Raw genomic sequence first — 14,502 nt, 5'->3', positions numbered from 1 at the left:
CGACGCCCCGGCACGGAACCGGTTCCGTGCCGGGGCGTCGCGCTGTCGTCCCTCACCCGGCCAGCGCCAGGCCCGCGCTGATGGCGGCGGCGATCAGGAACGCGATGGAGCCCATGAGGGTCTCCATCACGGTCCAGCTCTTGAGCGTCGTCCTGATGTCGATGTCCAGGTAGCGGTTCATCAGCCAGAAGCCGGAGTCGTTGACGTGCGAGAGCACCGTCCCGCCCGCCGCGATCGCGATGACCACGAGCGCGATCTCGGGCTGCGACATCCCGGCCTCCGCGATGAGCGGGGCCACGATCGGTGCGGTCGTGACGATCGCGACCGTCTTGGACCCCAGGGCCACGCGCATGATCGTGGCGATGGCGAACGCCAGGACGATGGCGGGCAGGGCCGTGGCGGACAGGATCCCCGCCACGGCGTCGCCCGCGCCCGTCGCCTCCAGGACCTCGCCGAAGACCCCGCCCGCGCCGGTGACGAGCAGGACCAGGGCGGTCGGGCCCAGGGACGCGGAGGCGGCCTTCTCCACCCGCTCGCGCGTCATGCCCCCGCGCAGGCCCAGCAGCCAGAAGGACAGCAGGGTGGCGATCGTCAGCGCGGTGACGGGGTTGCCGACGAAGAGCAGGGCCTCCAGCACCGGACCCTCGGGGACCACCAGCGGGGAGAAGGTGTTGAGCAGGATGAGGGCCACCGGCAGGATGACCACGGCCAGGGTCAGCGACAGCGGGGGCGCGTTCTCGGGGACCTCGCCCAGCTCGTCGCCCTCCTCCCGGAAGGAGGCGGGGACGGGGACGAAGGTGCGGTCGCCCAGCCACTTGCCGAACACGTAGGCGCCCAGGTACCAGGCGGGCAGACCGCAGACCAGGCCCATGAAGGCGATCCAGCCCAGGTGTCCGCCGAGCAGTTGGGCCGCGGCCACGGGACCGGGGTGGGGCGGCAGGACCGCGTGCATGATGGCCAGACCGCCCGCGGCGGGCAGCGCGACGCTGATCAGCGACCGGCCCGACCGGGCGGCGACCGCGTACAGCAGCGGGACCATGATGATGAAGCCCACGTCGAAGAAGACGGGGATGCCCAGGAGCAGCGCGGTCAGTCCCATGGCGAGCGGGGCGCGGCCCTCTCCGAAGAGGGCGAGCAGGCGCTGTGACAGGAGCTGGGCGGCGCCCGTCTCCTGCATCATGCGGCCCAGCATCGCGCCGAGGGCGACGATGATGGCGATGCCGCCGAGGGTGTCGCCCATCCCGGCTTCGAGCAGGCCAGGAACGCTGCTGAGGGGCAGGCCCGCGGCGAACGCGACCGCCGCGCTCACCAGGAGCAGCGCGACGAAGGCGTGCAGTTTGGCCCGCAGGACCAGCACGAGCAGCAGGACCACGCCGAGCGCGACGGTGAGGATGAGGGCCCACGGGGGGAGGGACCAGGCCGCTGCGGGGGCTTCACTCGCGGAGAGGAGCGCCCCGGGGACGGAGGGGTGGATGGTGGAGAGCATGGGAGGCCTTGTCTCGGAAGGTGCGGGCGCTCCGCCGCGGCGGGACGCCCGGGGGCCGCGGCACCGGAGGGGGACCCGGTGGCGGAGGTGGTTCTCCGGGGCGGGGGTCCGCTCCGGCGAACCCGGGGAGAGCTACCGGCGCGCCAGACGGGCGGCGAGGTCGAGCCCGGCGTCGAGGAGCCGCTCGGCCTCCTCCAGGTGGGCGGGCCCGGGCGCGGACAGCGGGGCGCGGACCGGGCCGACGTCGGCGCCGATCGCCGCCGCGCGCGTGCGGGCGACCGCCTTGACCAGGGACACCGAGTAGCCGGGGCCCCGGTCGCGCAGGCGGACCCAGGGGATGAAGAAGCCGTCGAGCAGCGCGTCCGTCGCCGCCGTGTCGCCCGCGCGGAGGGCGTGGAAGAAGGCCGTGGCGATCTCGGGGGCGAAGGCGTGCACGGCCGACGAGTAGGCGGGGACGCCGATCGCGGCGTAGGAGCGCGCCTGGAGTTCCGCGGTCGGGGTGCCGTTGAAGAAGAGGAGGCCCTCCGGGACGGCCCGGACCAGGCGCTGCATGCGGTCGAGGTCGCCGATGCCGTCCTTGAAGCCGATGACGCCGGGGATCCGCGCGATCCTCGCGAGGGTCTCCGGCTCGTAGAGGGCCTGGGCGCGCTGGTACACGATGACGGGCAGGCCCGCCGCCTCCGCCACCGCCCGGGTGTGCTCCACCAGACCGGTCTGGGTGCCGCCGATCAGGTAGGGCGGCAGCAGCAGGAGGGCGTCGGCGCCCGCCTCGCGGGCGACGCGGGCGAACTCCACGGCCAGCGGTGTGCCGTGGCCCGCGCCGGCGACCACGGGCACGGAGCCGCCGACGCGCCGGACGGCGGTGGCCACCGCGTCCCCGAACTCGTCGAGGCCGAGGCTGAAGAACTCGCCGGTCCCGCAGCCCACGAAGACCGCGCCCGGACCCGCGGCCAGCTGGTGCTCCAGGTGCGCCTCGAAGGCCTCGGGCGCGAAGGAGCCGTCCTCGGCGAACGGGGTGAGGGGGAAGGAGAGCACCGATCGGCGCATGCCCTCGGCGAGCCTCGCGGGGAGATCGGGATCGGTCCCGACGTCGCTCATATTGTCTCCATACGTAGATGACGTCTTTGTGTGTAGCCGCAGGTTATTTTGGGGGACACATCACGTCAACCTGGGACGCGGAGCACAGAGGGTGATGAAACGGGCAACACTGCGCGTGGCGCGGCGGGAGCGGACGCGGGGGAGGGCGGGGCCGCGAGCGACGGAAACCCCTGTGGCGGAAGGGTTCGGCCACGTGCCCCGGGGCGCACGGGGTGATGCCCGGGAGAACGGCGTTCTACACTGAGGACCCCGAGGCGGACGTCCTCGCTCGCCCCCGGCGGGCCGTCCGCGGCCGGGGGGCCGACCCGGCCCGCACGCAGCAGGAAGGAGGCGGTCGAGTGTCGGCCGCGGAAGGTCACGGCGGTGTCCGAGAGGTCAAGTCGGCGGCGCGCACCGTCGAACTCCTGGAGATCCTGGCGCGCTACCGGGACCCGGTCACCCTGCGCACCCTCTCGGAGGAGATGGGCATCCCCCGCAGCAGCCTGTACGCGCTGGTGCAGACGCTCGTGAACCGGGGCTGGGTCCGGTCCGACCCCACCGGGGCCCTCTACGCGCTGGGCATCCGCGCGCTCTTCACCGGGACCGGCTACATCGACTCCGACGCCCGGGTGGCCCAGGCTCGCGGCCACCTGGACTCCCTCGCCGAGAAGCTGGGGGAGACCGTCCACCTCGCCCGGCTCGACGGCGGCGACGTCGTCTACCTGGCCACCCAGGAGTCACGGCACTACCTGCGCCCCTTCAGCCGGGTGGGCCGACGGCTGCCCGCGCACAGCACCGCCCTGGGCAAGGCACTGCTGGCCGAGCGCGAGGACGAACAGGTGCGCGACCTGCTGCCCGCCAAGCTGGAGGCGCTCACCGACGAGACGATCACCGACGTGGACGCGCTCCTGGAGGACCTCGCGCTCATCCGCGAACGGGGCTACTCCACGGACGACGGGGAGAACGTCGTGGGCCTGCGGTGCGTGGCGGTGTCCCTGCGCTACGACAACCCTGCCGTGGACGCGCTGAGCTGCTCGGTCCCGACGCCCCGGTACACCGAGGAGGTGGCCGCGGCCGTGTTGGAGGCGCTGATGGAGGCGCGGGCGATCCTGGAGCGCTACTGGCCCCCGACCCTGGGGTGAGGCGCGGGGGGCGAGGTCTCCCACCCCCCCACGTGGTCATGGTGCCCGCCCTCAGCCGAAGAGTTCCTCGGGGCTGTCGACGGCGACGGCCTTGGGAACCCATGCCTCCAGGGTCTCCAGGTCGTCGCAGGACTCGACGCGCTGGCGGACCTCGTCGGAGACGGTGAACCCGCGCGCGGCCAGGACGGCGAGCACGCTACGGGCCGCAGCCTCCGCGCGGCCCTCTTCTCGGCCTTCCTCCCGGCCTTCCTCACGGCCGATACCGACGTACTCCCGGGCGAAGTCGCTCTGCCACTCGTAGGTGTCCACGGCCATCAGGCCCTCATCTCGTGTTCTCGACTGGGCATACGGCTCCTTGTCGGGGTTGTCGGGAGGGAGAAGGAAGTTACGCGGGTGCGGCCTGGCGCTGCTGGTCGTGCCAGGCGCGGATAAGAGAGGCGAGTTCGGCCCATTCGGTGCGCCGGGCGGGCTCAGCGGGCCGGACGACGCCGAAGCGGGGCGCGGGTTCGCCGAGCAGGTCGCCGCCGGGGTCGTCCCGCCACTGCTGGAGCAGAGCGGCGGCGCGTTCCTGGACGAGGGCGAACGCGCGTCGGACCTCGTCGGTCTCGGCTCCGGGTTCGGCGCTTCGGGGCGCGGGAACCCGGACCGTGGACGCGCGTGCGCGGAGGCGCTCGTGGGCGGCGTAGTAGGGCCTGACCAGGGCGATGTCCTCGGCCGGAACGGTCTCGCTCGGAGGGGCCAGGTGGGGCGCGGGTGCTGAGGCGGGGAGGGGCGGGGTCTCGGTGACGTAGCGGCGGACGCGGGTGGAACGGCGGCGACGACGACCGGCCACCGTGGAGTGGCGTCCGCAGGGGGCGGAGAGGAGGGCGATCAGCGGGCCGAGGGCACGGCTGAGAAGGGCAGCGCTAAACTGGCGCATGCTGGCAATTCCTTGTGTCTAAAGGGGTTGATGTTGCTGGCCAAGGCCCCGGGCGGAGACAACCGTCGCGGGGTCGTTCGTGCTTTCAGTTGTGTGTTCGGGAAAAGGGTAAGGCATCGCGGGAGTGCTTGGAGAAACTACGGCGAAGTAATGTTCGATAAATCCGCAGGTCGGCCGTCATTGCAGTTCAGAAGCCTCGCGAGGACTTTACTCGCCAAAAAGAAAAAAGGTTCTATCCGGGCATGGGGTACAAAAAGGCCCCTATCCCGGAAACGCGGGACGGGGGCCGGTGCGGTGCGGTCAGCGGTCGCCCTTGGCGGAGGCGAGGAAGCCGGACCAGGCGGGGCTCCCGAAGGCGAGGTGGCCGTGGTCGCGGTGCTGGGTGTCGCGGACCAGGGTGCGGGAGCCCTCGGCGACCTCCACAGGGGACAAGTTCTCGCGTCACGCCGCAGGATGTGTGGGTTCCCACGAGCCAGGGAATGCCTGTGTCCTCTTCCCCGGTTCTCGGCGGGTCGGTCCGCTCCTCAGGTGAGTCCGGCCGGGGCGGCGCCTGGCCGCCGCCCCACCGGGTTCCCCTCCCGGGATCAGGCCTCGGAGCCGAACAGGTCCAGGAACTCGCAGGCGAAGGCCGCCGCGTGGGCGGCGGCGACCGGCTGCCAGAAGTCGTCGGCGTCCCCGGTCTTGCCGCTGAGCAGGTCGGAGATCCCCCGGACCACCAGCGAGTGCGTGCCCGAGGCCAGGTAGGCGCTGCGCAGGAACCCGTACCCCTCCATCTCCACGGCGACCGCGTCCCGGCAGTGCAGGCGCAGGCGTTCGGCGGTGAGAGCGTCTCTGGACGCCACGACCTTGTTCCCGGCGGCCACCGGCTTGACGAAGGCACGGGGCGGTTCGGGCGCTGGCGCGGTCAGGATCCGCTCCGTCCACTCCTGGCGGAACACCACGTCCATGGCCCGCTGCACGGCCGCATGCGACGGGGCCGCCGTCCTCGCCCCGGAGAGGAAGCCCTCCCCGTTCTCCTTGCCCGTCTCGTAGTCGTAGATGGCGTCGGCCACCACCACGTCCCCGAGCCGCACGTCCTTGACGCCCCCGGCCACCCCGACGAACAGGATCACCTCGGGGGAGAAGGCCGTGCGGGCCCGTTCCAGGGACACCCCCGCGTCCACGTTGCCCGGGCCGACCTGCACCAGGGCGACCCGGCGACGGCGCCGGGATCCGTGCAGCGTGCCGATCCGGTACAGCGTGCCGTTCTCGTCGCGCTCCTCGAAGGGCCCGGACAGGTGCGCGGCCACCGCCGCGTACTCGCTCGCGATCGCGGTGACCACCACCGCGTCCGCCACGGGACCGTCCGCGCCGCGCGCTCCCCGGACCCCGGCCCGCTCGGACGGAGCCGGTGCGGGCGGGGTGTGGTGGTGGATGTCGCCCGATCCGAAGGTGCTGTCCGAGAAGCTGTGCCGTCCTCCGTGGAAGGTGGCGCCGCCGCCGTCGCCGCCCATCACCTCGCCTCCGTCCTCGTGTTCTGCGGGACCGGGCCCGGGGCGCCGTCAGGTCCACCGGGAACGCCACCGCCGGGCCCCTCGTCCGCGTTCGGCGGGGTGTGGTGGTGGATGTCGCCCGATCCGAAGGTGCTGCCCGAGAAGCTGTGCCGTCCTCCGTGGAAGGTGGCGCCGTAGTTGCTGATGTTCTGGATGATGCGGGCGACCTGCTCGGTGTCGTAGCCCGCCTCCCGAAGCACGTCGCGGACGCAGACCAGCACCTTCTCCGGGATGGCCCGGGTGACGCGGCGGATGTCGTGCGACTGGAAGAGCTGCCGGACCCGGGGCGTGGCCGCCCTCTCCCGGACGCCCATCCGCGGGGAGTAGTCGAAGAACTCCTTGTTGCTCCGGGCCCAGGTGTGCACCCTGTTGTTCCTCCTGGTGGCCGACCGGGAGGCGACCCAGGCCAGGGCCTCGGCCGGGTTGGTCCGCAGGTCCTCCAGGACGCCGAACAGGGAGTCCCCGACGAGCACGGCGACCTCCCCGGCGTCGGCGCCGACGGACAGCGGTTCCTGGGGAACCCGGTAGTCGGGGGACAGGGGAGGCATGACCATGGTCTCGCCCTCGACGTGCAGCAGACCGCCCTGGGTGGACAGGCGCACGAAGACCGTCACCACGACCTGGCTCTCCCACATGCTGATCCCGATCTCCAGGAAGTGCCGGGCGCGTTCGTGGAAGGCGTCGACGAAACCGTCGACCCACTCCTCGCGCAGCGCCCACCTGTTCCGGTCGATCAGCCGCGGGGCGAGGGCCACCACGTCGTCCTGGCGCAGACCCGGCAGGAACACGCAGTCGGCCACCTCGACCTCGCGCCGGGTGCTGCTCCGCACGCCCTCGGTCCCGGTGAGCTTGGGCAGCTCCTCGCGCAGCCTGGCGTAGAGGTCCTTGACCAGGGTCGCGTCGGCCGCGGGAGGGACCTCACGGCCCTCGTCGGGCCGCTCGTACGCGCCGTCCGCGGGGGAGGCCGGGGCGCTCGCGCCGTTCCCGGCCCCGGTCCCGTGGCCGTTGGCCGCCTTCCGGTCCCCGCCGGTCTCCCGGTCCTCCGCCGCGTCCGGCGGCTGCGTCCCCCCGCCGTCCCGGGGCAGGAGCTTGAGCATCACCGGCCAGGAGCTGTGGTGCGCCCCGGTGCCGACGAAGGGCGTGAAGTCGTTGTAGAAGGCCACCGGGACGGAGCCGACACCGCTGCCCGTACGGGGGGAGGCCGCCGCGCTCCGGATGCGGCGGAACGCGGTGTTGGCCCTGAACCGGACCCAGCCGCCGATGGCCACGGCGGCGGCGAGCAGGACGAGCAGACCCAGCCAGAAGGGGATCAGGGAGCCGAATCCGGGGCCGGCGGGGAGGTCCTCCGAGGGGTCGGTGGACCCCCAGGGGTCGTCCTCCATGCCTCCCGTACCGTTCATGTCGCCCATGGCGTCCGCCCCTGCGCCGAACAGCGGCACCAGGAGCGGGGAGGCGAAGGTGTAGAGCATGTAGAGGGCGACCGCGCCGAGGACCAGGGACACGCAGCCCACACGGGGCCGGGCGCCGTCGTGCGTGGCGCGGTACCGCGCCGTCATCGCCAGGGCGAGGACCACGGCCAGGGTGAGGAGCCCCGCCGGGAGGTTGAAGGGGCAGACCAGGAGGGCGGCGCCGAGGAACAGCGCCCCCGCGGTGGCGCGGACGTTCCTCGCCCGGACGCACTCCTCGGTGACCAGGGCCGCGTCCAGCCCGGGTTCCCGGGCCAGGGTGCGGTGGGGGTTCTCCACGCGTTCGCGCAGGACGTCGGCGCGAAAGGCCGGGTCGGTCCAGGCCGCGCAGCTCAGGCGTGAGGTGGAGTCGTACTCGGGCGCGCCCGCGACCGCCTCGACGCTCGCCGCGTCCACGCGCGGGGCCGCGCCCCGTCCGTTGTTGTGTGGTTGTGTCTGGGTCACGACAGGCTCCTTGGGGACACCGAGCCCAGGGGCGGCGTCCTCTGACGAGTGGTCGGGGGGATGGCGGTCGGCGGATGGCACCGCCGCCCGGGGCCCTTTCCGGTCGCGGGCTGAGGCCGAGGGGTCCTCAGGGGTCCAGGGAGGGCGTGTCGCCGGGGACCCGCGCGGAGTCCCAGGCGGTGTCGAAGATCCGTAGGGCGAAGTCGTACAGCTCACCCGGTCGGTGCGCGACGATACACGGCGAGTGGCGCCCGTGTTCGGCACTTCGGTACAGCGTGATGAAGGCGATGTTGTCGGTGGCGACGACCCGGTAGAGGTTCGGCAGGTCGTAGAGGCGGATCTCGGTGTTCGCCCCCTCCCTCGACGCCTGGGCCAGGTAGTGGAAGTTGGCGAGCACCTGCTCGGAGAGCAGTCCCGGGCTGAACCCGGGGTCCACGGAGATCAGCTCCCTCTCCCGGCGTTCCAGCCAGTTCCCCCCGGGGCCGGGGGAGTGGGGGTCGGGCAGGAGAACCCGGACGGAGTCCGGCGGCCGTCCTCCGCCTCTCCACAACGGCGTGAAGCCGTCCCGGGTGAGTTCGTTCCCCCGCCCGACCATGACGCGCAGCCACCGTGCCCGGCCGATCTCCTCGGACAGCTCGGACTTCGCGTCGTCCTGGTGCCGGTGGACCCGCAGGGCCCCGAGCCCGCTGAGGCGGGAGGCCGCCGACAGGAGCCACCAGCGGACCCGCCGGGACAGCAGCCACCCCAGTCCGACGGTGGCGGCGGTGGCCGCCAGGGAGCTGGCGACTCCGAGCGTGAACTCCGTCAAGGCGTGCTCCTCGCGTGCGTTCCGGCGGGTCCGCGGCGTCCCGGGAGGTTTTTCTGGTCAACATGACCTTAATGGAGTCCCTGGTTTTGGTCAAGGGGACCTTTAGTAGGATCGGTGGGATGAGTTCCAGTGCGGGGCCCCCGACGCCCAGGTTTCCGGTTTCCGTGACCGTCGACCTCGTCATATTCACCGTGCGTGACGACGCCCTGCACGTGCTGCTCGTGGAACGGGGCAAGGAACCCTTCCTCGGCCGCGGCGCGCTGCCCGGCGGGTACGTCCGACCGGAGGAGGGCCTGGACGAGGCGGCCCTGCGCGAACTCGGCGAGGAGACCGGACTGGACGGGCGCAAGCTGCACCTGACGCAGCTGCGGGCCTACGGCGACCCCGGCCGCGACCCGAGGGGGCGGGTCGTCACCGTGGCCTACCTGGCGCTGGGGCCGGACCTGCCCACCCCCGTCGCGGGGACCGACGCCGCCGACGCCGTCTGGACGCCGGTCGAGGAGGCGCTCGGCCCGGGCTTCGGCCTGTCCTTCGACCACGGCCGGATCCTGGCCGACGCGGTCGAGGAGGCGCGGTCCCGGCTGGAGTACACGACCGTGGCCGCCGGTTTTTGCCGGGAGCCCTTCACCATCAGCGACCTGCGCAGGGTGTACGAGGTGATCTGGGGTATCTCCCTGGACCCCAGCAACTTCCGCCGCAAGGTCACCAGGACGGCGGGCTTCGTCGAGCCCACCGGGGAGCGGCGCACCGCGGAGGCGGGCCGTCCCGCGGCCCTGTACCGGTTCGGCGGCGCCCGTGAGCTGTACCCGCCGCTCCTGCGCTCCGGTGACGTGGCGGGGGCGGGGGAGCGCGCCGGAGCCGGTGGACGGGGCTGAACCGCTGAGAGGGCGCGGGTCGGTGGGCGGGGTTGAGCCGAGGAGGGCGCCGGGGCAGGAGCGCCGGGGTCGGGGCGCGAGCCGGTGAGCGGGGCGGCGGCCTTGCCTCCGTGTTGACGCGGGGCCGGGCTTCCTCCCCGACGGGCGGGGTAGTCGGGCCGTATGGACGCGACTCCTCAGCACCACGGCTCACCGGCAGCCCTGCCCACCGTCACCAGCCTGTCCGAGCTGGCCGACCTCGTCCGCGGCCGCGACCGCCTCTACCTGCGCTACTCGGACGGCCCCGAGCGGGACCGCCACGTCGTGAGCAAGGACTACGAGAGCGAACTCGAACTCCCCGGGCTCTCGGTCACCGTCCTCACCCCCGAGTCCTGGTGGACCCGGCCCCTGGAGGACTGGCTCTCCCGCCAGGTGCGCAAGTACGCCTCCCTGGTCGAGGACGACCCGGACCGGGTGGGGTGGGTCCTCCAGGGCGACACCGTCGCCCACGGCCCCGACCACGAACCGCTCCTGGACGGGGTGCGGCCGGTCGCCTACCTCTCCGAGGCCGTGATGGAGGAGGCGCAGCGCAGGTACCGGGATCGCTTCGAGGCGGGAAGGAAGCCGACCGATCCGTAGCGGCCGGTCCGCTCCCCGCGCGTTTCGGCCCCCCGGGGGTGGAACCGGATTCGGTCTCCGTGGTTGGCTTCGGGGTATGTTCGCTATCACCGCAGCACGCTTCGCGCCCGACGACCCCGTCTCCGCCCTGGAGGCGGGCGAACGCCCCGACCCCGAGCCCCGCGAGGGGTGGACGACCGTCGACGTCAGGGCCGCGTCCCTCAACCACCACGACCTGTGGAGCCTGCGCGGCGTCGGGCTCAGCGAGGAGCGCCTGCCCATGATCCTCGGCTGCGACGCGGCCGGGGTGGACGAGGACGGCAACGAGGTCATCGTGCACGGCGTCGTCGGCGACCCCGCCGCCGGGGGAGGGGACGAGACGCGCGACCCCCGCCGGTCGCTGCTCTCGGAGGTCCACGACGGCACCTTCGCCGAGAGGGTCCTGGTGCCCCGCGCCAACCTGGTGCCCAAGCCGGAGGAGCTGTCCTTCGAGGAGGCCGCCTGCCTGCCCACCGCGTGGCTCACCGCCTACAGCATGCTCTTCGGCAAGGCCGACCTGCGGCCGGGCTCCACGGTGCTCGTCCAGGGCGCCGGGGGAGGCGTGGCCGCGGCGCTCATCCGGCTGGCGTCGCAGGTGGGCCACCGGGTCTACGCCACCAGCCGCAGCGAGGAGAAGCGGACCAGGGCCCTCTCCCTGGGCGCGCACGCGGCGCTGCCCACCGGCGAGCGCCTGCCGGAGAAGGTCGACGCCGTCTTCGACTCGGTCGGGCAGGCCACGTGGGCGCACTCGCTGCGCTCCCTGAAGCCGGGCGGCGCCGTCATCACCTGCGGCGCGACCAGCGGCGACGCGCCTCCGGCCGAACTCAACCGGGTGTTCTTCCTCCAGCTGCGGGTCCTGGGCTCCACCATGGGCACCCGCGAGGAGCTGGCCGCCCTGGCCCGGATGTGCGTGCGTACCGGCATCCGGCCCGAGATCGACCGGGTGCTGCCCCTGGCCCGGGCCGAGGAGGGCTTCCGGGCGATGGCCGGGGGCGAGCAGTTCGGCAAGATCGTCTTCACCGTCTGAGCGGGCCCGGCGGAGAGGCCGCGGACGCGGCGCGCGGTTTCTGACCTGCGGAGACCCTGTGCTCGTAGCCGTAGCCGTAGCCGTAGCCGTAGCCGTAGCCGTAGCCGTAGCCGATGCTGGTGCTCGGGGCCCGCTCCGGGCGCGGAACCCCGGCTTGCCGGCGCGGCCTGCGTACACACGGGGGCCGGGGCACCTCGGGTGCCCCGGCCCCCTCGCCGTCCGCCGGGCGGACCGCCTACGCGGACCCCGCGCTACCGGCTACTCGTCGTCCTCGTCCTCGTCGCGGCGGCGCTTCTTCTTGCCGTCCCGGCCGGGGCGCAGCAGCGCCTCGGCCAGGGCGAGCACCGTCTCCTCCAGGGAGGCGAACCGCTTGGTGATGTCGTCGTGCGAGTTCTCGACCGCCTCGGTGACGGTCTCCTCCAGCTCGTGCCGGTCCGGGCGCTGCTTCAGCTCGCGCAGCACCGGCGCCACGGCCGAGGTGACGTGCTCGTCGATCTCGTCCAGCTTGCCGGTGTGGTCCAGCTGCGGCCGCTCCACCAGCTCGGTCAGGCGGCGGTGCAGCTCGCTGACCTCCATGGTCTGCGGCAGCTGGTTGAGCCGCTGGTTGAGCGCCTCCAGCCGGTCGTCGAGGGCCTCCATACGGCCGTCCACGCCCTCGAAGTGCCCGCTGACGCCCTCGAACTGGCCCTCGACACCGTTGACCCGGCCGTCCAGGCCGTCCAGGCGGCCGTTGACGCCGTCCATGCGGCCGTCGATGCGGTCGAGCTTGCCCTCGACCCCCTCGAAGCTTCCCTCGAAGTGCCCCTCGAAGGTGTCGAAGCGGTCGGTGAGGCGGCCCAGCTCGTGGTCCACCTTGCCGGTGATCTGCGCAAGGTGGGTGTCGACCTTGCCGGTCAGGGCCTCGCGCTGGCGCTCCAGACGCTCGTCCAGCGCCGTCCGGTGCGCCTCCACCCGCTCGGTGAGCGACTCGGTCAGCGTCCGCGAACGCTCCTCGGACTCGGTGGCGAGCCGGTCGCCGTTCTCCTGGACGAACGTCCGCAGCTCGGCGAAGTCGGAGGTGACGCGCTCGGCGTCCTCGGCGATCCGGGCGCCCAGGGCGTCGGTGCGCTCGGTCACCGCCTCGCGCAGGCGCTCGGAGGCGGCCTCGGCCTGCTCCCGGGTCTCGGTGCGGCCCAGCTCCATCTGCTCGTTGAGCTCGGCCAGGCGCTGGCGCAGGTGGGTGCGCAGCTCGGTGAGCGACGACTCGTGGTCCTCGCGGAGCTTGGCGAGCGCGCCGGTGACGTCGGCGACCGCGGCGGTCGTCTCGGCGTTGTTCTCCTCGGCCTGGGTGCTGAGGTAGCCGACGCTCTCGGCCAGCTTGGCGGTGAGGGATTCGTGGCGCTCGGCGGAGGAGGTGGACAGGGCGCCCAGCTCCTCGGTCAGGGCGGCGGTGCGCTCGCCCAGCTCGCCGGTGTTCTCCTGAAGGCGCGACAGCAGCGTCTCGTGCTGCTCGGCGGTGCGCTCCTCCATCGAGGTGCGCAGACGCTCGGTGCGCTCCTCCACGAGCGTGCGCAGCTCGCCGTTGGCCTGCTCCGCCCTGGCGGCGGCCTCCTCGGCCTTGGCCTCGACGGTCTCGCCCAGCCGGGCGTCGGCCGCGGCCAGGGCCTCGCGGCTCTCGCTCACGACGGCGGTGAGGCTCTCGCGGCTCTCGTTGACGACGGCGGTGAGGCTCTCGCGGCTCGCGGCCACGGCCTCTGCCAGCTCGGTGCGGCCCTCGGCCAGGGCCTCGGAGATCTCGGTCCGCCCGCCGGCGAGCGCCTCGGCCAGTTCGGTGCGGCTCTCGCCGACCGCGGCGGTGAGGGCCTCGTGGCGGCTCTCCGCCGACTCCGAGAGCGCGGACAGCGACGCCTGCACGGCCTCGGTCCTGGCGGTCAGGGAGGCCAGCGCGGTGTCGAGCGCGTCCAGGCGGGCGCCGAAGGTCTCGCTCAGCCCGTCCAGGCGGGCGCCGAGGGTCTCTCCGAGTCCGTTCAGACGGGTGTCGAGGCTCTCGTCCAGCCCCGTCAGGCGCTCGCCCAGCTCGTTGACCTGCTCGGAGGTGCGGTTGCCCGTCTCCGCCATCCGCTGGAGGCGGGTGAGCGCGGTGTCCAGGTGACCGGCGATGCGGTGGGTGTCCGCGCGCAGGGAGGGCAGGTCCGAGAGGGGCTTGACCTGCTGGGCGACGACCTCGATGTGCTCGGCGAGGGTCTCCGCCCACTCCGGCGGCCGGGCGAGGAACTCGTCGACGCGGCCGTTGACCGTGGCGACCGACTCGGTGAGGGCGGTGAGCTCGCGCTCGCGCAGCTCGCGGAGCAGCCACTCCATGCCCTCCAGGCGCTGGCGCATCTCCTCGCTGACGGCGCCCTGCGACTTCTGCTCGGAGACGTGCTCCTGGGCGGCCTGGGAGAGCAGGTCACGCATGCGGTCGGAGATCCCCGCCTGACCTCCTCCGTTGAGGAAGTTGTGATTGGTCTGTTCCACCGAGGTGCTCCTTATTTTTCTGGCGCTCCCGTACCCGTCCGGGGGAGTGGACGGTGGGTTCCGGACGGCTCGGGTTCTCGATGGTCCCCGGGTGGACGGTGTTTTTGCACCAGTACGGCCTCATCGTGACTGGAGTGTGACTGAGCGTATACACGCGAGGCAAGGCCTGTTCTTCTGCTGAACCGCGGGGGCGGGTCAACGATCACGGCCTTCCGGGTGAATCCATGAGAAGGGAAAGAATTCGCGCCGCCAGTTTAACGACACGCGCCGCTCCTCCCCCAGGGGACCGCCAAAGATCTGGGTGGGGAAGGTAACGATCTGGCCCGATGTCGTGATCCGCGGCCCCAGGGTGCACTCCAGCCACCTCGTCCACGGTTGTCCACAGGTGGGAACGTGTCCTTGCGGGCCGGTCGCGGGGAGGGGGACACTCGAACACGGGGGCGGCGCACTCACCCGACGGTGACGCGTGGCGCCCCCGAATCCAGCCTAGGCCGACGCCTCCACCGCCCGCCAGCCCCCGTCGGGCCTGTGGACACCGGCACGCGCTCCTCGCGAACGGTCCCCCACCGGCGTCACCATCGACGCCGACGGTGA

Annotated in this window: 13 protein-coding genes; 4 read left to right on the top strand and 9 right to left on the bottom strand. The window is 72.9% G+C overall.

The annotated features are described in order from the left end of the window. Positions 1-52: 52 nt before the first annotated feature. Both NDAS_RS19975 and NDAS_RS19970 read right to left on the bottom strand, forming a co-directional pair. Positions 53-1,486, bottom strand: coding sequence for a GntP family permease (locus NDAS_RS19975; protein WP_013155044.1), 1,434 nt, complete (start codon positions 1,484-1,486; stop codon positions 53-55). A 132-nt stretch (positions 1,487-1,618) separates the two neighbouring features. Then, a complete protein-coding gene (locus NDAS_RS19970) occupies positions 1,619-2,584 on the bottom strand; it encodes a 5-dehydro-4-deoxyglucarate dehydratase (protein ID WP_013155043.1) in 966 nt (321 codons plus the stop codon). A gap of 338 nt (positions 2,585-2,922) precedes the next feature. Between NDAS_RS19970 and NDAS_RS19965 the strand changes: the two genes are divergently transcribed. Then, positions 2,923-3,705, top strand: coding sequence for an IclR family transcriptional regulator (locus NDAS_RS19965; protein WP_013155042.1), 783 nt, complete (start codon positions 2,923-2,925; stop codon positions 3,703-3,705). 51 nt (positions 3,706-3,756) lie between these two features. Here the strand turns inward: NDAS_RS19965 and NDAS_RS19960 are convergent, their stop codons facing one another. The 6 genes from NDAS_RS19960 to NDAS_RS19940 all read right to left on the bottom strand — a co-directional run bounded on the left by NDAS_RS19960 (position 3,757) and on the right by NDAS_RS19940 (position 8,874). Further along, positions 3,757-4,020 carry a hypothetical protein gene (locus NDAS_RS19960; protein ID WP_013155041.1) on the bottom strand — a complete coding sequence of 88 codons (264 nt, stop codon included), beginning with the start codon at positions 4,018-4,020 and terminating at the stop codon, positions 3,757-3,759. 70 nt (positions 4,021-4,090) lie between these two features. After that, complete coding sequence (locus NDAS_RS19955; protein ID WP_013155040.1) at positions 4,091-4,624, bottom strand: hypothetical protein; 534 nt, start codon at positions 4,622-4,624, stop codon at positions 4,091-4,093. Between the two features lie 300 nt (positions 4,625-4,924). Beyond that, on the bottom strand, positions 4,925-5,047 hold the full coding sequence (locus NDAS_RS28165) for a DUF397 domain-containing protein (protein ID WP_013155039.1): 123 nt from the start codon (positions 5,045-5,047) through the stop codon (positions 4,925-4,927). A 161-nt stretch (positions 5,048-5,208) separates the two neighbouring features. Further along, positions 5,209-6,117, bottom strand: a complete 909-nt coding sequence (locus tag NDAS_RS19950) for a 5'-methylthioadenosine/S-adenosylhomocysteine nucleosidase family protein (RefSeq protein ID WP_013155038.1) — start codon at positions 6,115-6,117, stop codon at positions 5,209-5,211. Beyond that, on the bottom strand, positions 6,117-8,066 hold the full coding sequence (locus tag NDAS_RS19945) for a hypothetical protein (protein ID WP_013155037.1): 1,950 nt from the start codon (positions 8,064-8,066) through the stop codon (positions 6,117-6,119). Before NDAS_RS19945 ends, NDAS_RS19950 begins: the two co-directional genes overlap by 1 nt. 127 nt (positions 8,067-8,193) lie before the next feature. Further along, entirely contained in the window at positions 8,194-8,874 is a 681-nt protein-coding gene (locus tag NDAS_RS19940) for a hypothetical protein (RefSeq protein ID WP_013155036.1), read from the bottom strand. Between the two features lie 119 nt (positions 8,875-8,993). On the opposite strand from NDAS_RS19940, the gene NDAS_RS19935 reads away from it, so the two are divergent. The 3 genes from NDAS_RS19935 (at position 8,994) to NDAS_RS19925 (ending at position 11,412) form a co-directional block, all read left to right on the top strand. After that, a complete protein-coding gene (locus tag NDAS_RS19935) occupies positions 8,994-9,749 on the top strand; it encodes an NUDIX hydrolase (protein WP_049800318.1) in 756 nt (251 codons plus the stop codon). Between the two features lie 162 nt (positions 9,750-9,911). After that, entirely contained in the window at positions 9,912-10,367 is a 456-nt protein-coding gene (locus tag NDAS_RS19930; RefSeq protein WP_013155034.1) for a DUF6098 family protein, read from the top strand. 76 nt (positions 10,368-10,443) lie between these two features. Next, a complete protein-coding gene (locus NDAS_RS19925) occupies positions 10,444-11,412 on the top strand; it encodes a zinc-binding dehydrogenase (RefSeq protein ID WP_013155033.1) in 969 nt (322 codons plus the stop codon). Positions 11,413-11,670: 258 nt separating this feature from the next. Here the strand turns inward: NDAS_RS19925 and NDAS_RS19920 are convergent, their stop codons facing one another. Continuing rightward, entirely contained in the window at positions 11,671-13,908 is a 2,238-nt protein-coding gene (locus tag NDAS_RS19920; RefSeq protein WP_013155032.1) for an apolipoprotein A-IV repeat region-like domain-containing protein, read from the bottom strand. Positions 13,909-14,502: the final 594 nt, after the last annotated feature.

Source organism: Nocardiopsis dassonvillei subsp. dassonvillei DSM 43111, from assembly GCF_000092985.1.
In the GTDB taxonomy this organism is placed as follows: Bacteria; Actinomycetota; Actinomycetes; order Streptosporangiales; family Streptosporangiaceae; genus Nocardiopsis; species Nocardiopsis dassonvillei.
Note: the sequence above shows the minus strand (reverse complement) of the source record. Positions and strands in the feature narration are given on the sequence as shown.